The sequence below is a fragment of the uncultured Psychroserpens sp. genome, assembly GCF_947500255.1.
GTDB lineage: Bacteria > Bacteroidota > Bacteroidia > Flavobacteriales > Flavobacteriaceae > Psychroserpens.
On the sequence record NZ_CANMRL010000002.1, the window covers coordinates 21438 to 41643 of the forward strand.

Genomic DNA, 20206 nt, shown 5'->3' on the forward strand with positions numbered 1-20206 from the left:
AGATTTAAGGCTACTGAATCTATAATGGTACATATAATACCATCAGCGCTTGAATAATAAAAAATATAATAAAAGGCACAACTAAATACCCCATAATATCTCTAGCCTGCAACTTTACTCCTGCTCCCATTACTGGCAATACTAATAATATAAAGAATGGCTGTAACATATTACTCAAACTCTCTCCATAAGCTACAGACAATGATGCACGAGACACCATAGCTGTTACTTGATCTGGAGGTAATCCAGCTCCAATATCTTTAACCGCCTCAATCATACTCGGACCCACAACAGCAAACTCTCCTCCTGCCGAAGGAATAGCGAAGTTAACAACGCCTCCTGTGAGATAGGCATAAAACGGATAGGTATCTATAGTCATAACAGATAACAATGCGTCTGTGAGTTGCTCACCAACTCCTGTATACATCATAATTCCCATAATTCCGGCATAAAACGGATATTGAAATAGCACTCCAGAAATATTATTACTTGCACGTTTCATCGCAATACTATAGCGCATAGGTGTTTTATGCATTAATAATCCTAACATTAAAAAAATGAATATCATGATGTTTAAATTCACATCAAACCCGTTTTCAACAAAATGGATGACGATATAAGTCAAGCCCATAGCAAAAATTAGAATTGATAATAAGAATGTGTTATTTAGGGTGTCTGAAATAGCCTTTATAGGAAGTTTAAAACTTTCGGCTTCTTCTTCAATAGATTCCTCCTGAGATTCGTAGCCTGGCTTTAATAAGTCTTTTAGCTCTTTACCTGTTGTGTTTTTCGGAATTAAAAACAAAAACAATATAGGTGGCAAAAGAACAAATACTGCAATCATTAGCAAGTTTAATGTAGATCCCAACGTAAAACTTGTAGAAATTACATTAGATAGTACATTTTTCTCAATCAAAAAATTATCATTGGTATTTAGTAATAATGGAATAGAACTTGACAAACCGCTCACCCATCCACCAAATGTAAAATATGTGCATGCAATTAAAAACGGATAATTAACACCTTTGACGCGTAAAGCTAATTCTCTTGCTAATAAACAAGTAATAACAATCCATCCAAAACTCACAAATGATAATAACGTTCCAACCACTAAAACAAACATGTATACCTGTTTTGGTGTTTTAATATATACTGTCAATTTTTCAATACCACGCTTTATTTTTGGAGATAATGCGATACTAAAACCAGTAATAATAATTAACACGATCTGCATCCCAAATTTTAGCAACTCGAAAAAACCATTATACCATGATTTAATGATCTTTACTGGTGATGCATCAGCCCAAAAATAAGCTCCCAAAGCCGCAATTAAAGTTAACAGGATAGCAAATACAAAGGCACTTGGCATATACTTTTGAAAGATATCTGTAAATTTTTCGCCGAGTTTAGTGAGCATGGTTAATCAAGTTAAAATTTAAGTCACAATTTAAGTAAAAATATATACTTTTGATTTAAACACTTATCTATATGCAACTCGTTTTCGCTACTAACAATTTAAATAAGCTTAAAGAAGTACAAGCACTCATTCCAGATAATATACAACTACTTAGTTTAAAAGATATTGGTTGTTTTGAAGATGTACCTGAAACACAAATGACCATTGAAGGTAATGCGATTCAAAAAGCTGTATATATCAAAGATCATTATGGTTTTGACTGTTTTGCAGATGACACTGGTTTAGAGGTTGAAGCACTTAATGGCGAACCTGGTGTTTTTAGCGCACGTTATGCTGGTGAATCGCGTGATGCCAATAGCAATATGGATCTTTTGCTTAACAACCTAAAAGAAAAGCCTGATAGAACCGCACAATTTAAAACGGTTATTGCTCTAGACCTTAATGGTAAATTAGAAACGTTTACAGGAATCTGTAAAGGTGAGATTACCACAACCAAACAAGGCGACAAAGGGTTTGGCTATGATCCAATTTTTAAAGCAGAAGGTTATGATAAAACCTTTGCCGAAATTTCTCTAGAAGAAAAAAATAACATTGGACACCGTGGAAAAGCAGTAAGGTTACTTGTCAATTTTTTAAATCAACTATAGTTTATATGAAACTCAAGACCATAATAATCCTTATTACTACGATAGTTACGTACCAAATAAATGCACAAACTCCAATTATAGAAACATCTAAAACGACATTATCAATTGGCGAAAAAGTAATCTTGGATTCTAAAATTCTGAATGAAAATAGAACATTAAACATCTATCTACCTCATAGTTATGCTCAAGACTCGTTAAAAACCTATCCTGTAATTTATTTATTAGATGGCTCAATTGATGAAGACTTTTTGCATATTTCTGGACTTGTACAATTTGGTTCATTTTCTTGGATAAATATGCTTCCTGAATCTATTGTTGTTGGTATTTCTAATGTTGATAGAAAACGAGATTTCACTTATCCAACTTCTAACAAAAAAGATAAAGCAGATTTCCCAACAACAGGAAAGTCTGAAGCATTTATAAACTTCTTAGGCACCGAATTACAGCCATATATAGATCAAAATTACAGAACTAATAAGACCAAGACAATTATAGGTCAGTCTTTAGGTGGTTTATTGGCAACAGAAATTTTGTATAAAACCCCTGACCTCTTTGATAATTATATTATTGTTAGTCCTAGTCTATGGTGGGACGATAACTCATTACTAAAGTCAAAACCAAAAGCCTATACGACGAAAAAAAGCATTTATGTAGGTGTAGGAAAAGAAGGTTCTATTATGGAGAAAGCTGCTACAGACTTATTCAAAACATTAAAATCAAACAAAAAGGAAAACACACAGGTCTATTTTGGTTTTTTTGAAGATTTAGATCATGGTGATACTTTGCATTTAGCAGTTTATGATGCCTTTGAACTCCTATTTAAAACCAAGGAATAGGCTATAGGTGAGCATTTATCATATTTTAAAATCTAGTATCGAGCAAAAACAAACGATCTAATCTCGCGTTAACGATGGAGCAATTGTTGGAGCTCTTTTGGAAAAAAGCGACTTGTGAGAGCGTGTTAAAACGCCATAATATTGATTATCCAAATAATAGTCTATCTTTGCACCTTGAAATTCCCGAAGGATCGGGACGTTAAATTCCTCAGAGTGAGGATGTGTTACCTAGAAGTTTAAGTGTTTAGTATGTCGATTCGCTTCTTTTGTAACACCAAAGAACATAATCGAATACAAACAAAAGAATGAGCACATTCCAAGAACTCGGTCTTAATGAAGACCTGCTTGCTGCTATTAATGATCTAGGATTTGAAACGCCTAGTGATGTACAAGCAAAAGCCATCCCAATTTTATTAGAAGAAGAATCAGACCTCGTTGCTTTAGCGCAAACAGGTACTGGTAAAACAGCTGCTTTTGGTTTTCCAATGCTACAAAAGATCGATATTGATAGTCGTACGACTCAAGGATTGATCTTATCACCAACACGTGAATTGTGTTTACAAATCACAAACGAACTAAAGCTCTACGGAAAGCACTGTAAAGGTTTGAACGTAGTTGCAATTTATGGTGGAGCCAGCATTACAGATCAAGCACGACAAGTAAAGCGTGGTGCACAAATTATTGTTGCTACTCCTGGCCGAATGAAAGATATGATTAGCCGAAATATGGTTGATATTTCTAAAATTGAATATTCGGTTTTAGATGAAGCTGATGAGATGCTAAACATGGGGTTCTATGAAGATATCACTGATATCTTATCTCATACTCCCGACGACAAGAATACTTGGTTATTTTCGGCAACAATGCCTAAAGAGGTGGCTAGAATCGCTAGAGATTTTATGCACGATCCAATTGAGATCACTGTAGGAAATAGAAATGAAAGTACAAGTCAAGTGTCTCACGAATATTATTTAGTAAATGCCAGAGATCGTTACCAAGCTTTAAAGCGTTTAGCAGATGCCAATCCTGATATTTTTTCGGTGATTTTCTGTCGTACGAAACGCGATACTCAAAAAGTAGCTGAAAACTTAATTGAAGATGGTTATAGTGCTGGCGCATTACATGGTGATTTAAGTCAGAATCAACGTGACCTAGTGATGAAATCATTTAGAAACAAGCAAATACAAATGCTTGTTGCAACAGATGTTGCTGCTCGTGGAATTGATGTAGACGATATTACTCATGTTATTAACTATCAGTTGCCAGATGAAATTGAAACCTATACACACCGTTCTGGTCGTACAGGTCGTGCCGGAAAAACTGGTGTTTCTATGGTGATTGTTTCGAAAAGTGAGGTACGTAAGATTAAAAGTATCGAACGTATCATCAAAAAGGAATTTGAGAAAAAAGAGATTCCTGATGGTATGGAAATTTGTGAAGTACAATTAATGTCACTTGCCAATAAGGTTCATAATACTGAAGTAAATCACGAAATTGATTCTTATTTAGTTAGTATTAACGAGCTCTTTGAGGATACAGATAAAGAGGAATTGATTAAAAAATTCTTTTCAGTAGAATTTTCTCGTTTCTTTAATTATTACCAAAAAGCAAAAGATCTGAATGTATCAGACTCTTCAAGAGGTCACGATGAAGAAGGCTCAAGGCGAAGTGGTAATGAAACACGTTACTTTATTAATGTAGGTCGAAAAGATGGTTACGATTGGATGAAATTGAAAGATTTCTTAAAAGAAGTCTTAGAGCTAGGCCGTGATGATGTATTCAAGGTAGATGTTAAAGATAGCTTCTCTTTCTTTAATACTGAAAAAACGATTCAAGAGAAAGTATTAGCCTTTTTTACTGATTTTAAACACAACGGACGTTTTGTAAATGTTGAAGTTAGCGAAGATAGAGGTGGTGGACGAAACCGAGGCGGAAGACGACGTGATGGTGGTGGACGACGCAGACGTGATGACAAACCTAGAGGAGAAAGACGTTCTAGACGTAGTGATTCAGGTTCTGGTAACCGAAGTGATAGACGTTCATCGGAAAGCTCAGGAGGACGAAGTGACAGACGTTCTGGAGAAAACTCTGGAAACAGAAAAGATAGGCGACGTTCGGAGAGAGAATCTAGCGGATCTAGACGTTCTGATCGTAAACCAGTTTCTGATAGACCTAGACGATCTCGACGCAGAGATTAAATTTAAATACATAAACCTCATGATAACCTCATGAGGTTTTTTTAAACCATGTTGTTAATATTAAGTCAAATTTACGTCTACTTACTTAGTGGTATGCAATTTGTTTAGTACTTTTAACACATATTATAAGTGTATGAAATATTTATTTACAGTATTTTTATTTGCTTTTGCCTTAACTACAGGATTTTCACAAGACGCTAAAAATCAAAACACTAAAGTCAAAGACTCGACAAGTCAAGACTCTACTAGTGTAAAAGTAGCGACTAGTGTGAGAGGTACTATCATTGATTTAAGTACCGATAAGCCTATAGATCGTGTAAATATTGTAAACCTTAATCAGGTGATAGGAACCTCAACTGATGATGATGGTAATTTTGAAATCAAGGCTCAAGTAAATGATACACTTCACTTATCGTATTTAGGATATAAATCCATTAAAGTAAGAGTTACAAACGACTGGTTAAAGTTTGGTGAAACCAAGATAGGCATGACAGAATTAGCGCTGGCTTTAGAAGAAGTAGTTGTTAATCAATTAAAGCTAACAGGCTATCTAGAAATAGATGTTAAGCAAGTCCCTATTAAATCTAATTATAGGTATAGTATTTCTGGTTTATCAAACAAAGGTTATGAAGCTGGAAACAAAAGACCTAATGCGGTTAGCAAAGTTCTTGGTGCTATTTTTAATCCGGCCGATTTCTTGCATAATATGTTTGGTAAAAAACCTCGTGAATTGAGAAAACTAAAGAAAATGAAGAAGGACGATGAGATTAGAAATCTTTTAGCTTCTCGTTTTGATCGTGAAATGCTAATGGTATTATTAGAAGTCGATCGTTTTGATTTAGACGAAATTGTTAACCAATGTAACTACTCTAAAGACTTTATTCAATCTGCTAACGATCTTCAAATCCTAGACGCCATAAGTGAATGCTATGAAGAATATAAGATCTTAAACAGGAACAAATCTGGAAGATTTTAAGGTCTGACTCTGAAATATTTGCCTACAAGTTCTCGCAAAATAAAATAACCAACTTACAATCCCTATAAATTTAGCACCATCTTCAAGCAATTTTGTAATGTAAGGCGAAGATTCGTAAAAGAAATTATCTACGAACAGGGAGGCACCAAACCAAAAAAAAGCGCACAATAACAATAAATAATCTGTGCGCAAAAGCACTTTAAAAAAAGTCAAAGCATACACAGATATAATGACTAAATAGCTTAGGTAAACTATTTTTTGTGGAATGCCTAGCGATGGCAAAACAGATTCGTGCAACATAAAGACATCATCAAATCCGAGCAACATAGAAATCAAAGCAGAAGAAATCACAAATGCTTTGAGGCGTTTATTTTTTACGAGTTGACTGCAAAATACACATATAGCTGCAGTAGCAGCCCATAAAAAAATGCCAAACTGAGATAACATACCTATATACGCAGGAAGTTGTGCAATTACAGCCGGATCATCTGTAAGAGTTTCTAGTGCAATATTTTTAGAATAATGAACATATAAAACAATGCTTATAACACTAAGTGAAAAGACAAAAACAGAAATAAATGAGGATAGTAATGATTTTAATTGATTGGTTAAAATAGTCACTTTAATAATAGCTAATTATTAGAACTAATCTAAAGCTATAGCACAAACAAGCAAATTAAATCACGTAAACTACAGATATATCAGATTATCAGTAATTTACAATACTATTTATTAGAATGCAATGCAACTCTATTCCCTTCTGTATCAATAAAAACTGCCATGAAACCATGTTCTGGTGAAATTTCAGTCTTAGGCTGATATATGTGTCCGCCTGCAACTTCAATTCGGTCTAATTCATTTTGCACATTACTACTTACAAAATAGACTAAAGTCCCTTCCTGACTAGGAATATAACTCTCTTGCTTAATTAAAGTACCTGTGGCTCCCGGTTTTTTTTCATCAAAAGGAAACCATCCCATAAGTATGCCTCCAAAATCATGAATAGCAATATCTACTTTAAAAACAGCTTCATAAAATGCTTTGGCCCTATCCATATCATGTACTGGAATTTCGAACCATCCTACCATATTGTGTTCCATAACTATTATGTTTCTAATATCTCCTTTAAACTTGCTAAGCCCTCTTCAAAATCTTTACCTACATGCTTATCAACATTATATAACATCATGAAAATGTTAGCAGGCACTTTATTAATTCCTGAAAATCCCCAAGTCACTTTTGTTTTTCCATCACCAGCATCATCGACTCTAGTCACAGCATCTGATTCAGATTTCCATGGTTTAAAAAAACGTAACCTCGCTTCTAGTCTATCATTTTCAACAATATTCATGATTTCCTGCTCACCTGTTCCAACTTCTTTATTTCCATCCCATTTAGATATAAAACCAACTTGTCCATCTGTACCTATAAATTCTTGTGTCATATTAGGATCTCTTTTTTTCCACGGTGACCAATGGTTTTGATTTTTAATGTGCTTCAAATAATTGAATACCTCAGGAAGTGGTTTATCAATTATTATGCTTCTATTAACTTCATAATGCTTAGGTGCTATTAAAGCGAGAAGAATAATAAGTGCTACTATTCCTCCTAAAATGTAAAGAACTATCATAATTATAGGGTTTTGGTTGTTGTATTAAAATTACGAAATTATCGCGTTTGATAAAAACGCTCTATAATTTCTTTATGACTCTTTATCGTTTTTTTACACCAATCTAATCGCTTTTCCAGCTGCTCATCTTCAGTTAATTGCCAATTCACGTTGGTTTGCTTGAGTTTTGTAGTCACATGCTGAAGAATTATTGCAGCAGAAACTGATATATTTAAACTTTCAGTAAAACCTACCATAGGTATTTTCAAAAAACAATCGGCTGCTTCAATCACTTCAGCTGAGAGTCCGCTCATTTCCCTTCCGAAAAAAAAACAAGACGGTTTTGTAACATCAAAATCTTCAAGCAAACTATCATCTTCATGCGGTGTTGTTGCTACAATTTGATACCCTTTCCTTTCGAGGTCATTAATCGCTTCTTTCACTGAATGGTAACGGTTTAAATCTACCCACTTTTGCGCTCCCATAGCTATTTCCCTATCAATGCGTTTTGTATTTTGTTCTTCAATGATGTTTACTTCTTGAATCCCAAAAACATCGCAACTACGTATCACAGCACTGGTATTATGCAATTGATAGACGTCCTCTGTGGCAACTGTAAAATGCTTGGTACGCTGCGCTAATATGTTCGTAAATTTTTCTTTACGTTGATCTGTTAAATAACTTTCAAGATGTTGTAAAAGTTTGACGTCTATCATGAAAAATAATTTATATTTATGAAAATATAAAACTCAATGGGATATAAAAAACAATTACTCTTTTTTTCAATTCTAATCTTAAGTTGTTTCATTGTTGACGCACAAGAACTAACAAATGACATACGAAAAGACACAGTTTCATTCAGTGAAGAAAACACACAAAAAGTATTAGAATTTGGAGAATTCATTGCTGCCACTGTGCATAACAATGATTCAGAAGCCTTTATCTCTAAACTTAATGATAAAGTCTTTTTTGAACGCATTTTAAGTGTAAACCCATCAATAGATACCGAAGACAGCTACATTAAAGGATTTTTAATTGGTATGAAGCGCGCCTTGAACTCATTTCCAAATGAAATCATTATGGAGGTCGAAAATGGAGCATATTATGACTTTATTAGCTACCGTTATGATCAAGAGGCACAAACTTACTATGCTCTATTTAGAATGTATTCGTCAGAATCTGGAATGAATTATCATGATTTCAGAATTCATAAAGAGAATGATGAGATTCTGTTTTCTGATATGTATGTGTATTTATCTGGTGAGCATTTCACCGAAACTTTGGGTAGACTAATGACCTATACGCTTCCTGAAAAAAAATTATTCGGACTCTTAGAATCGTCGCCAAATGAAGAATCTAAAGATCTTTTTAAAGCAATTATGCATAATAAAAATGGAGACTTTTTAAAAGCCTTTGAAATTATGGATGGTCTAAAATCTGAATTAGCAAAAGAGAAGTTCTTACTCATTTTTAAAAGTCTAATTGCTAGCCAGATTGATGATGAGAAGTATTTAAAATCTTTAGAAGATTTGATTAACACCTTTCCAGATGATCCAACAATACTACTAAATAAAATCGATTATCATATTTATAAAAGTGAGTATTTTGAAGCAATTCAAGTTATTAATCAATTACAAAACGCAACAGAAGATGATTTTTTAAACTATATAAAAGCTTCTGTAGCTTTTGAAGATCAAAACTATGATCTTGCGTTGAATTATTTTAAGTATACTGCTGAAAACTATCCTGATTTTTTTGAAGGTCAAGCCGGTTACCTCAATACATTAATTATGATGAATGATTACCCAGAAGCTGTAAATTATCTTGATGAGTTAATTGCAGATGGCTATGATAAACCTGCAATTATAGAATATATTGAAGAAGATGACGAGTATGGAGAAAACATTCTTGAAACATTTTCAAAATCCAAAGATTTTAAAGCTTGGAAAAAGAAAAAAGAAAAAAACTAGTAAGTTATGAAACATCTTGTCGTTTTAACAGGTGCTGGAATAAGTGCAGAAAGTGGCATAAAGACCTTTAGAGATGCAGATGGTCTATGGGAAGGTCATGATGTTATGGAAGTCGCTACACCACAAGGTTTTGCTAAAAACCCAGAACTCGTTCTAGAGTTTTATAATCAACGTCGTAAACAACTATTTGAAGTACAACCGAATAGCGCTCATAGAGATGTTGCTGCTCTAGAGGAAGACTACAAAACCACTATAATTACACAAAACGTAGACGATTTACATGAACGCGCAGGAAGTAGTAATGTGATTCATCTCCATGGCGAACTTCTTAAAGTGAGAAGTACAAAAAATTATAACGACATACAATCTTGGACAACTGATTTAAAACTTGGTGACCTTTGTGCTCAAGGACATCAATTAAGACCTCATATTGTTTGGTTTGGTGAAGATGTGCCAATGATAGACAAAGCTATTACTATTTGTGAAACAGCAGATATATTATTAATCATAGGCACTTCTATGCAGGTTTATCCTGCTGCAGGATTAATGAATTATGTAAAACAATCTACACGAAAATTTTTTATAGACCCAAAACCAGCTATTAATAGTCAACCCAATCTTACAGTTATTGCAGATACGGCTACAAATGGAATGGAAAAGCTCAAATCAATATTAAGACAAGGTATATAATCATAGATACTAAAAACAAGCTTATTCTAATCATCTTGAGATAGTTTAAAAAAGTCATTAACAGGTTTACTAAAGACTTCAGAAAGTTTTAATGCTAAAACAGTTGAAGGTACATATCTATTGGCTTCTATCGAATTTATTGTCTGTCTTGACACACCAATTTTTTTAGCCAAATCATCTTGAGTTAAGCTCAAAATGGCGCGTTCTACTTTAATTGTGTTTTCCATTATCTATAACGTTTTAAGTTATGATAAAACAACAATTGTATCATAAGCATGAACAATAAAACTTGAAAGTCTCCTAGGTCTTTAAAGGCTTGCCCTTCAGAGTTCACAACATTAGATACTCCAAATTCAACATAAGGCATTACCAATGCATAAATAACTCCAATCACAAAAGCAATCGCATAGGATTGGGCTCTTAAGCTTATGGTCATTTCATCTTCCTCTTTATCCTTGGACAACGACATAATTAATAAACCAACGAGCATTGTTTTTTGCAAGATGTGTTTTAGCCATAGCGTATCACCATCTAAAGCAAAAGCACGTACAAACATTGTAGTTATCGACAGAAGTACTACAGCAATTCCAATAGGCATAAATCGATGTGATAATCTAAAATTAATAAACTTTTGAAATCGATTACGTTCGCAATCTATCATTTTCTCTCTATTCATAATTGACAAATATATTTTATATTAAGTAAAAATGTTTTTACTATATGACAAATATACTTTACATTTTTGAATTACACAACTATTTTCTAAAATTTGTCTTTTAATGAAATTACTTTGAGAAAAATTATGGAGAGTGTATAAATAATAAAATCCTGTCTGAGTAAACAGACAGGATTTTACCCCTAACTAAACTAAATTTTAAATCTTAATGTGTCCGCTTAACTACTACATTAAGATTACCTACTTATGATTAAGAAACTTTTATAAGTTCCTATCTGATTTATATACGAGTGATTTGATTGTTTTGGATTACGAAAACTAAAAAAAAATTATATTTTTTTTGCTTCTTCCCAAAAAACGTCCATTTGCGCTAGTGACATATCAGATAATGGTTGCTCTAAATCTTTAGATTTTTGTTCCAAATATTGGAAACGTTTCATGAATTTTTTATTAGTACGCTCCAGAGCACTTTCAGGATCTATTTTTAAAAACCGTGCATAATTAATCATAGAAAACAACACATCTCCAAATTCGCTTTCAATTTTATCTTGGTCACCTTTATTTACTTCGTCCTGAAGTTCACCCAACTCCTCTTTTACCTTTTCAAAAACTTGATGTGGTTCTTCCCAATCAAAACCAACTCCAGCAACTTTATCCTGAATGCGGTTGGCCTTTACCATAGCAGGTAAACTTTTTGGGACTCCTTCTAAAACACTTTTCTTTCCTTCTTTTAGTTTTAATTGTTCCCAATTTCGTTTGACGTCCTCTTCGTCATTAACAGTAACATCTCCATAGATATGAGGATGACGCTCAACCAATTTATCACAAATGCTATGACACACATCTGCAATATCAAAAGCATTAGTTTCACTACCAATTTTTGAATAAAACACGATATGAAGTAACACATCTCCTAATTCTTTCTTGACCTCATCAAGATCATTATCTAGAATGGCATCACCAAGTTCGTAAACTTCTTCAATCGTTAAATGACGAAGTGTTTGTAGGGTTTGCTTTTTGTCCCATGGACATTGTTCACGCAACTCATCCATAATGATAAGCAAGCGTTCAAAAGCTTTTAACTGTTGGGTTTTATTGGACATTTTTTTGACATTAGATTTCAAAAATACGACGCTTTCCCTCAGATAGAAATTCTAAGTGTAGTTTAATATGAACAATCTATCAACGACGTTCTATTCTTCTTCGTCTGCTGTAACTTCTTCGCCCTCTTCTAAGGCATCCAGCATATCATGTTTTTGAAGTAAATTATACCATTGTACAATTTTTTTGATATCGCTAGCATAAACACGGTCTTCATCATAATCTGGTAATACACCAAAGAAATATTCTTCTAAAGTGTCTTTAGAATCTTTATGACTAATAGATGTCGTCTGTGCATTTTCTTTATCTCTAATTTTTTTAAAAACCTCTCTTAAAGGTAATTCTTCTGTTAAGGTATAAACAGCAATCTCACTTAACACACTAATGTTATTGTGAATATTAACAGCCATTTTCTTCTTATCAATTAAAGATTCTGCAACAAAACCGCTACGTGTTTGTGCTACTATTTTATATAATCCTGGTTTTCCTGAAATGGAAAGTATTTTGTCTAAACTCATGGTAATATGTTTCAGTATTAACGCTTCTTTTTCATTAATGGAAAGCGCATTCTGTAATCTACTTTTATTTTTCCTTTGGAAATATTAGTTAATTTCCCTTTAATTAAACGCTTTTTTAGTGATGATAGTTTATCAGTAAATAAAATACCCTCAATATGATCATACTCATGTTGCACTACTCTAGCAATTAACCCATCAAATACTTCGGTGTGCTCCTTAAAATTTTCATCCTGATACTTTATGGTAACTTTAGGCTTTCTAAATACATCTTCTCTAACATCAGGAATACTTAAACACCCTTCATTAAATGCCCACTCATCACCTTCTTCTTCTAAAATTTCGGCATTAATAAATGTACGTTGAAAGTTTTTAAGCTGTTCTTGCTCCTCTTCAGTATAGGTCTCATCTTCAGCAAAAGGTTCAGTATCGACTAAAAACAAACGGATGGGTAAACCAATTTGAGGCGCAGCTAATCCAACACCATAAGCACCATACATGGTATCTTTCATATTCTCGATTAGTGCATCAAGATTAGGATAATCTTTAGTAATAGCCTTCGCTTTTTTTCTTAAGACTGGGTCGCCATAAGCAACAACTGGTAATATCATTGTATTGTAATTTTCGGGTGCAAAAATACGATTCTTATTATTATTTGAGAACTTTTAAGACGGTTTTAAGACTGATTATACAAATAACTTTGAAGAATAATCGTCGCGCTAATTTCATCAACCAAGGCCTTATCTTGACGTTGCTTTTTTTTGAGTCCACTATCAATCATTGTTTGAAATGCCATCTTAGAGGTAAATCGCTCATCTACACGTTTAACTGATAAATGAGGTATTTCTTTTGTAAGTGTCTCTAAAAATTTTGCTATGAAAACCTCACTTTCCGAAGCTTCAAAATTCATTTGCTTAGGCTCTCCTACAATTATCAACTCAACATTCTCCTTAGAGATATAGGTCTTTAAAAATGGAATTAATGCTTTAGTCTCTACAGTTGTAAGACCAGAAGCAATAATTTGCAACTCATCCGTAACTGCTATTCCTGTTCGTTTTGTTCCGTAATCTAAAGCTAAAATTCTCGCCATTTTGCAAAGTTAATCTTATAATCTTGTTTATCAATCTTAATGCCATAAAAAAAACTCTTCTTTGCAAATCAAAGAAGAGTTTTAAAATAATCAACTATTAATAAATCCATGAAACTATTCACCCTCTACCTTAAACAGTTCATGTTTATATAATTAAGACACACCTGTTTAAAAAAAGTCACACACCTCTATAAAAAAACCTTTCTTATGTTTAAGAAAGGTTTTTAGTAGCTATTAGTTAGATAGGGTATAGATTAGGGATTATCTATAGTTTTTTCATGAAACTCAACTTCATCAAATCACAACTCTAACGTTTCTCATAAAAAAACCTTTCTTGGGGCGAAGAAAGGCTTTTAGTCTTGCTATTATATTAAAAAGGGTATATAGGGCTATTGCTATTATTAACTCAAAACCAATTATTTAGACACATCATTTTTTAATAGGTCACATGATTTCAAAAAAATAGAAAACTCTCCTAAGGGAGAAGGAGAGTTTTCACAAAAATTAGCTATTAATTATTAAATGTCTAGGCATTAGTTTTAGGGAAAATGCCCGACTAATAATAATTCACATTAATTAAGACACAACACTTTTTAAAAGGTCACATATATTTTATTTTTTTATTAATTCAGAATTTATTCTAATCAATTATACCATTATCTTTGTGCAAATAGCAGATAAATTTCAATATGAAACAACTACAAGACACTATAGAAAAAGCTTGGAATGATCGTTCATTATTAACTAGTGATGATACGATTAAAAGTATACGACAGGTCATTAACTTATTAGATGAAGGAACGCTTAGAGTTGCCGAGCCCACTCCAAGTGGATGGCAAGTGAATGAATGGGTAAAAAAAGCAGTTGTGCTTTATTTTCCAATTCAGAAAATGGAAACGCTTGAAGCTGGAATTTTTGAATACCATGACAAAATCCCTTTAAAGCGTGATTATGAAAAGAAAGGTATTCGTGTTGTCCCAAATGCGGTGGCACGTCATGGTGCCTATATTTCCCCAGGAACCATTTTAATGCCTAGCTATGTGAATATTGGTGCTTATGTTGATGAAGGTACTATGGTAGATACGTGGGCAACGGTTGGAAGCTGTGCCCAAATAGGCAAAAATGTACACTTATCTGGTGGTGTTGGTATTGGAGGTGTATTAGAACCACTTCAAGCTGCACCAGTAATTATAGAAGATGGCGCCTTTATTGGCTCACGTTGTATTGTGGTTGAAGGCGTTCGTGTTGAGAAAGAAGCTGTTTTAGGTGCTAATGTGGTGCTAACCATGAGTACTAAAATTATTGATGTTACTGGAGATTCACCAGTAGAAATGAAAGGTGTCGTTCCAGAACGCTCTGTGGTTATACCTGGTAGTTATACAAAAACGTTTTCGGCAGGAAATTACAATGTGCCTTGTGCTTTAATTATTGGAAAACGAAAAGAAAGCACCAACAAAAAAACATCGCTTAATGATGCATTACGTGAATACGATGTTGCCGTGTAATTAACTCGAACTATATGTTAAAGAGAATTGCCGTTTCCTTTTTATTAATCACAGTCCTATCTTGTCAAAAAAACAGGGTACTAACGTTTCGTGACTTTGTAGCTGTAGATAAAATAGAAAGCGTCCAAATGATTAATAATTCGGGGGCTTTCAGTTTAACAGAGAAACAACTAATTAGATTCAAAAAAGAGATTTCTTCTATGACTTACGAACCAAATATTACAGCAAAGGTTGGTGCTATTAACATGAGTCTAATCATAGAAGGAAAATCTTATGATATGACAACAGCTACTCATGGAGATTTTATAGAAATTGATGGTGCTTTAGTCGTTAAAAACAAATCTAAATTTAAAAATCCTTTTTTTAAGACTAACAACATTAACTTTGATAATTATAAAGAAGATAAATAACTAACTGGATTTGAAAATCTTAATTATACAACAAAAAATGATTGGTGATGTACTCACCACTAGCATTTTGTTTGAAGCGCTTAAAAATGAGCATCCAAATGCAGAATTGCACTATGTGATTAATTCGCATACATTTCCTGTGGTTGAGAACAATCCATTTATTGATAAATTTTTGTTCTATACTCCTGAAATGGAAGAAAGCAAATCAACATTTCTTTCGTTTTTAAAGTCGTTAAAAAAAGAAAAGTATGATGCCGTTATAGATGTATACTCTAAGCTATCTAGTAATTTAATGACAAAATTTTCGGGAGCAAAAATTAAGATTTCAAAACAAAAATGGTACACTTCACATTTCTACACACATACATTTAAAGAGCCCAAAACACCAAAAACAAAAGCTAGTATTGCTATTGAACACCGATTGCAATTACTAAAACCACTTTGCAATTCGATTCCTGAATATATTAAACCAAAAGTGTATCTCACACCTGAAGAAGCTGAACGATCGAAACAATTTTTGTTAGATTCGAATATCGATTTATCAAAACCAATATTTATGATAAGTGTCTTGGGAAGTGGTGAGAATAAAACCTATCCCCTTCCGCACATGGCAGATTTGATTGATACGATTGTTGAGAATACTGGCGGACAAATTTTATTCAATTATATTCCAAAGCAAATAGATGAGGCAAAAACAATCTACAACTTTTGTAAAGCCGACACTAAAAAACACATCTTTTTTGAAGTCTTTGGAAAAAGTTTACGCGAATTTCTTGCTATTACTCATCATTGTACGGCTCTAATTGGTAACGAAGGTGGCGCTGTAAATATGGCTAAAGCTTTGAGTATTCCTACGTTCACAGTGTTTTCACCATGGATATCTAAAGAATCTTGGAATATGTTTGAAAATGATTCATCACATGTATCGGTTCATTTAAAAGATTTTAAGCCAGAATTGTATGAAGGTAAAACACTGAAAGAAGCAAAAAACAATGTATTTTCCTTGTACAAAAGCTTTCCACCAGAATTAATCATTCCGAAGTTAAAAAACTACCTCAAACAATTTTAAATTGTTTCGATTCCAAAGTCCGTTTTAATTATTTTGTCCCGCTTAGTTATTGCACGTATTTGATTATTTTTCTCAATCATATCTGGAGTCACGTAACTTCTTTCATGAAATAAATGTAAACAGATAGCACTATAACGTATTTGCTTAAACTTGATGCCGTAATTCATAAGGCGTTCACCAAGTTCGCGATCTTCTCCTCCATATTGCATACGTTCATCAAAGCCATTTACAGCTAATATATCGGCTTTCCATGCTGATGCATTCATACCATCAAAAGTGGCTTTGGTTGGTGTTATAAAATTCAAAAAAGCCGCCTTTAATTTTGATGTTGTAAGCTTATTCATCTTAAAGGATTTTGGTTGTCCTTTTTTTAAAAGCCAACGCGTATCGAAACATAGTTGTGATTTTATTTCAGATTGATCAACAACCTTAGACACCTCTTCTGTTAACTTAAAATATCCAGATGATAAGGCATAACCTTTAGCGCGAAATTTTAAATGTGTTTCAATAAAATCATTACGTGCAATACAATCACCATCTGTATAAATTAAATAATCACCAAGACTAGCAACTGTTGCTTTATTCAATATCTTAGTTTTTTGAAATCCGTTGTCCTCCTGCCAAATATGTTGAATCGGGTAACTCAGTTCCTGTTTCATCCTATCAATTAAAACTTTTGTTTCATCTGTTGAGCCATCATCGGCTATAACAACCTCAAAGCTATTAATCGTTTGTTGATTAAAGCTCCAAAGCACTTTTTGCAAACTTTCTGGCTTATTGTAAGTACTTATAATTACAGAAACATCAATGGTTTTCATTGTTCCAAAAATAGTTATTTTTACCAAATACTTTAAGTACTTATGATTAAGATTTCAGGTGTTATAATAACTTTCAATGAAGAACGGAATATAGAAAACTGTATAACGTCTCTAATTGGTGTTGTTGATGAAATTTTAGTAGTAGATTCTTATTCTAAAGATCGTACTAAAGCGATTTGTGAGCACCATAATGTGAGGTTTATAGAACAGGAATTTTTAGGTTATATCGAGCAAAAAAACTTTGCTTTGAGTCAAGCAACTTTTGACTATGTTGTGTCTTTGGATGGTGATGAATCTTTATCGGAACAACTTCAAAAATCAATAATCAATTTAAAGACCAATTGGAAATTTGATGGTTACTATTGTAATCGTTTTAATAATTTTTGTGGCCAATGGATTAAACATTCCGATTGGTATCCCAATAAAAAATTACGTGTATTTGATCGCAGAAAAGCGGCATGGAAAGGTATTAATCCTCACGATGAAGTTCAACTGCACGAGACATCTAAGACAGGTCATTTAAAAGGTGACATCTTACACCTTACCTATCAAAGTTATTCAGAGTTTAACCAAAAGACTGAGCATTTTTCGACAATTGCAGCTAAATCTTATTACGATTTAGGAAAGAAAGCACCTGTTTGGAAAATTATGTTTAATCCGTTTTGGGCTTTTTTCAAATCCTATTTTTTAAGATTAGGTTTTTTAGATGGGTTTAATGGTTATGTAATATGCAAGCAAACAGCTAACATCACATTTTTAAAGTATTCTAAATTAAGAGAACTTTACAAGGCGGAAGTTTAGGCCTTTTTTTTGCGCCAGAATAGAATTTTATTCTTAATTCTTCGTTTTCGATGGTATCTATTTTGAAATTCTTGGGTGAAATCCCACATCATATTAAAAATAGTGTCATAAGATTCTCCAGTACATTTTGCATATTCATCACTCATGGTTTCTATCATTGACCTGTGAATAGTAAGCTTTGCAAAATTCTTGATGCGAGTTTCAAAATCCATGGGTTCAAATTCCATTCGATTTAAATCTACCAAATAAAAATCATAACCCTCAGCATTCCTGGTGATAAGTGTGTTTCCTGGTGAGTGATCTAAAAAGTTAATTTGCTTCTGGTGCAAGCTATATGTAAACCTTGTGAAAGCTCTCAAAATAGCATCGTGGTCAGCGATATCAAAATTAGTTGTTAATTCACGATAGGTCAGTTCATACGACACAAAAGAACTAATGTAATAACTTGTTCTGAGTCCGAGCCAATTAAAATTTTCGATGTATTGAATGGGTTTTGGAGTTCCAATACCTAACTCACTTAGCTTTGAAGCATATTCAAAAGAGCGCTTAGCCTTACTCTTCCTAAAGTAGCGGTAAGCGATCTTATTAATTAAATTCGGAATTTTAAATGCTTTAATGACAATTTCGGTACCGTCATGAAGCGTGTGTTTAGTGACCAGGTTTCTATCAGACTGTAAGGTCTTTGCTGAATTTTCACTTGCCTGATTGGCTATGATTTTAGCTATTTCATCTTGATATTTATCCAACTTCAACCTGATATTTATTCATCGGGTAAAATTATAAAATTATCCACTACATTTGCAATTAGCTTATCATAAATTATAATGCCACAACAAACGGTTTATATCTTACATAAAAATGGTGCAGATAGTCACTATACAGGATTACAGTTTTTACTTCAAAAAGAAGATATAAACCTTGAATATAGAGAGTTTTCAGTATTGAGTAAGTTGTTTAAATCACTTACTAAATTTGACTTTAAATTATTTAGAAAACAATTAGTGAATGCAGCGTTCATGATAGGTCTCCTTTTTTCGAAAGACAAGAAAATTGTTTTAGGTATCGCGCCTTTTGACTCTAAATTAGGTGGATTGTTGAATTACTTGAAGAAACACCAAGTGTATTATCACACGTCATGGACATTTTGGGATAAATCCTTTCATCCAAAAACAAAGAAAAATTCTCCAAAGGTTTTTAATACGTGGAAACAGTTTCTTGAAGAAAAAGTCTCACATATTTTTGCTGTAACTCATCAAAGTAAATCACAGCTACTTGAAAATTATACGCTTAAAGACAGTAAAATTAGTGTGGTTTATCATGCGATAGATAAAGCATTCACAACTAAGATAACACCCAAAAGAAAACGACAAAGTTTTGTGTATTTAGGTAGACTTGTACCGCAAAAAGGAATTGAAGAGATTCTTGATTTTTTTGCCAAAAATGAGAAATGCTCACTAACTGTCATTGGTAAAGGACCACAACAAAACTTAGTTGAAGATCACGCTATTTCTTATAAAAATATAACGTATTTAAAACATACGTCAAATAAAACGATACTAGCCGAATTACTAAGCACTCATGAATATGTGCTTCTTAATTCTAAAAGAAATAAAAAATGGGAAGAACTATTTGGACTAATCATCATTGAGAGTATGGCCCAAGGTTTAATTTCTATTGCACCAGATCATTCTGGTCCTAAAGAGATCATTTCAGAAGATATAGGTTATATCTTTAATGAAGGTAACTTAAAAGACACTTTAGACCATGTCTTAAGTTTAAATGTATTTGATAATACTATGTCAGAAACAGCTAAGAAAAAATCTGTATTTTATCTACCAGAAAACATTGCTAAGCATTGGCAAGCTATATTAGAATAAT

General features: G+C 33.0%; 24 protein-coding genes. 11 read left to right on the forward strand and 13 right to left on the reverse strand.

What is annotated here, in order from left to right; genetic code table 11:
* Positions 1-19: 19 nt before the first annotated feature.
* The gene (locus Q0783_RS06860) at positions 20-1417 is read right to left on the reverse strand and encodes a TIGR00366 family protein (protein WP_298894184.1); all 1398 of its coding nucleotides are present in this window, start codon (positions 1415-1417) and stop codon (positions 20-22) included.
* Positions 1418-1488: 71 nt separating this feature from the next.
* Here Q0783_RS06860 and Q0783_RS06865 point away from each other — a divergent pair, with 71 nt between their 5' ends.
* The 4 genes from Q0783_RS06865 to Q0783_RS06880 all read left to right on the forward strand — a co-directional run bounded on the left by Q0783_RS06865 (position 1489) and on the right by Q0783_RS06880 (position 6074).
* Positions 1489-2064 (forward strand): non-canonical purine NTP diphosphatase, encoded by a 576-nt coding sequence (locus Q0783_RS06865; RefSeq protein ID WP_298761007.1) that lies wholly within the window; start codon positions 1489-1491, stop codon positions 2062-2064.
* A 5-nt stretch (positions 2065-2069) separates the two neighbouring features.
* Complete coding sequence (locus Q0783_RS06870) at positions 2070-2900, forward strand: alpha/beta hydrolase-fold protein (RefSeq protein WP_298894185.1); 831 nt, start codon at positions 2070-2072, stop codon at positions 2898-2900.
* 305 nt (positions 2901-3205) lie between these two features.
* Positions 3206-5098 carry a DEAD/DEAH box helicase gene (locus Q0783_RS06875; RefSeq protein WP_298894186.1) on the forward strand — a complete coding sequence of 631 codons (1893 nt, stop codon included), beginning with the start codon at positions 3206-3208 and terminating at the stop codon, positions 5096-5098.
* A 133-nt stretch (positions 5099-5231) separates the two neighbouring features.
* Entirely contained in the window at positions 5232-6074 is an 843-nt protein-coding gene (locus tag Q0783_RS06880) for a carboxypeptidase-like regulatory domain-containing protein (protein ID WP_230937149.1), read from the forward strand.
* Here Q0783_RS06880 and Q0783_RS06885 read toward each other — a convergent pair.
* The 4 genes from Q0783_RS06885 to Q0783_RS06900 all read right to left on the reverse strand — a co-directional run bounded on the left by Q0783_RS06885 (position 6045) and on the right by Q0783_RS06900 (position 8399).
* Positions 6045-6695: a hypothetical protein gene (locus tag Q0783_RS06885; protein ID WP_298894187.1), complete on the reverse strand. Its 651-nt coding sequence runs from the start codon at positions 6693-6695 to the stop codon at positions 6045-6047. The genes Q0783_RS06880 and Q0783_RS06885 overlap by 30 nt on opposite strands.
* Positions 6696-6799: 104 nt before the next feature.
* Positions 6800-7174 (reverse strand): VOC family protein, encoded by a 375-nt coding sequence (locus Q0783_RS06890; protein ID WP_298894188.1) that lies wholly within the window; start codon positions 7172-7174, stop codon positions 6800-6802.
* A gap of 5 nt (positions 7175-7179) precedes the next feature.
* On the reverse strand, positions 7180-7704 hold the full coding sequence (locus Q0783_RS06895) for an SRPBCC family protein (RefSeq protein WP_298894189.1): 525 nt from the start codon (positions 7702-7704) through the stop codon (positions 7180-7182).
* A 38-nt stretch (positions 7705-7742) separates the two neighbouring features.
* Positions 7743-8399, reverse strand: coding sequence for an RNA methyltransferase (locus Q0783_RS06900; RefSeq protein WP_298894190.1), 657 nt, complete (start codon positions 8397-8399; stop codon positions 7743-7745).
* Positions 8400-8435: 36 nt separating this feature from the next.
* On the opposite strand from Q0783_RS06900, the gene Q0783_RS06905 reads away from it, so the two are divergent.
* Both Q0783_RS06905 and Q0783_RS06910 read left to right on the forward strand, forming a co-directional pair.
* Positions 8436-9653: a hypothetical protein gene (locus Q0783_RS06905; protein WP_298894191.1), complete on the forward strand. Its 1218-nt coding sequence runs from the start codon at positions 8436-8438 to the stop codon at positions 9651-9653.
* A 6-nt stretch (positions 9654-9659) separates the two neighbouring features.
* Positions 9660-10343, forward strand: a complete 684-nt coding sequence (locus Q0783_RS06910; RefSeq protein ID WP_298894192.1) for an NAD-dependent deacylase — start codon at positions 9660-9662, stop codon at positions 10341-10343.
* Between the two features lie 26 nt (positions 10344-10369).
* Here the strand turns inward: Q0783_RS06910 and Q0783_RS06915 are convergent, their stop codons facing one another.
* The 6 genes from Q0783_RS06915 to ruvX all read right to left on the reverse strand — a co-directional run bounded on the left by Q0783_RS06915 (position 10370) and on the right by ruvX (position 13725).
* Entirely contained in the window at positions 10370-10570 is a 201-nt protein-coding gene (locus tag Q0783_RS06915; protein WP_230937156.1) for a helix-turn-helix transcriptional regulator, read from the reverse strand.
* On the reverse strand, positions 10570-11019 hold the full coding sequence (locus Q0783_RS06920; protein ID WP_298894193.1) for a hypothetical protein: 450 nt from the start codon (positions 11017-11019) through the stop codon (positions 10570-10572). Before Q0783_RS06920 ends, Q0783_RS06915 begins: the two co-directional genes overlap by 1 nt.
* A 329-nt stretch (positions 11020-11348) precedes the next feature.
* A complete protein-coding gene (gene mazG, locus Q0783_RS06925; protein ID WP_298894194.1) occupies positions 11349-12122 on the reverse strand; it encodes a nucleoside triphosphate pyrophosphohydrolase in 774 nt (257 codons plus the stop codon).
* Between the two features lie 90 nt (positions 12123-12212).
* Positions 12213-12638, reverse strand: a complete 426-nt coding sequence (locus tag Q0783_RS06930) for a DUF5606 domain-containing protein (protein ID WP_298761024.1) — start codon at positions 12636-12638, stop codon at positions 12213-12215.
* Between the two features lie 17 nt (positions 12639-12655).
* Positions 12656-13246: a peptide deformylase gene (def, locus tag Q0783_RS06935; RefSeq protein WP_298894195.1), complete on the reverse strand. Its 591-nt coding sequence runs from the start codon at positions 13244-13246 to the stop codon at positions 12656-12658.
* Between the two features lie 65 nt (positions 13247-13311).
* A complete protein-coding gene (ruvX, locus tag Q0783_RS06940) occupies positions 13312-13725 on the reverse strand; it encodes a Holliday junction resolvase RuvX (protein WP_298894196.1) in 414 nt (137 codons plus the stop codon).
* Positions 13726-14414: 689 nt separating this feature from the next.
* Between ruvX and Q0783_RS06945 the strand changes: the two genes are divergently transcribed.
* The 3 genes from Q0783_RS06945 to Q0783_RS06955 are packed head-to-tail and all read left to right on the forward strand — an operon-like array spanning position 14415 to position 16709.
* A complete protein-coding gene (locus Q0783_RS06945; RefSeq protein WP_298894197.1) occupies positions 14415-15230 on the forward strand; it encodes a 2,3,4,5-tetrahydropyridine-2,6-dicarboxylate N-succinyltransferase in 816 nt (271 codons plus the stop codon).
* 14 nt (positions 15231-15244) lie between these two features.
* Entirely contained in the window at positions 15245-15640 is a 396-nt protein-coding gene (locus Q0783_RS06950) for a hypothetical protein (protein WP_298894198.1), read from the forward strand.
* A 10-nt stretch (positions 15641-15650) separates the two neighbouring features.
* Positions 15651-16709: a glycosyltransferase family 9 protein gene (locus Q0783_RS06955; protein WP_298894199.1), complete on the forward strand. Its 1059-nt coding sequence runs from the start codon at positions 15651-15653 to the stop codon at positions 16707-16709.
* Here Q0783_RS06955 and Q0783_RS06960 read toward each other — a convergent pair.
* Complete coding sequence (locus Q0783_RS06960) at positions 16706-17527, reverse strand: glycosyltransferase family 2 protein (RefSeq protein ID WP_298894200.1); 822 nt, start codon at positions 17525-17527, stop codon at positions 16706-16708. The genes Q0783_RS06955 and Q0783_RS06960 overlap by 4 nt on opposite strands.
* Positions 17528-17569: 42 nt before the next feature.
* On the opposite strand from Q0783_RS06960, the gene Q0783_RS06965 reads away from it, so the two are divergent.
* Positions 17570-18328 (forward strand): glycosyltransferase family 2 protein, encoded by a 759-nt coding sequence (locus tag Q0783_RS06965; RefSeq protein WP_298894201.1) that lies wholly within the window; start codon positions 17570-17572, stop codon positions 18326-18328.
* Here Q0783_RS06965 and Q0783_RS06970 read toward each other — a convergent pair.
* Positions 18325-19074 carry a lipopolysaccharide kinase InaA family protein gene (locus Q0783_RS06970; protein ID WP_298894202.1) on the reverse strand — a complete coding sequence of 250 codons (750 nt, stop codon included), beginning with the start codon at positions 19072-19074 and terminating at the stop codon, positions 18325-18327. The two genes, Q0783_RS06965 and Q0783_RS06970, sit on opposite strands and share 4 nt — an antisense overlap.
* 78 nt (positions 19075-19152) lie before the next feature.
* Between Q0783_RS06970 and Q0783_RS06975 the strand changes: the two genes are divergently transcribed.
* A complete protein-coding gene (locus Q0783_RS06975; RefSeq protein ID WP_298894203.1) occupies positions 19153-20205 on the forward strand; it encodes a glycosyltransferase in 1053 nt (350 codons plus the stop codon).
* Position 20206: the final 1 nt, after the last annotated feature.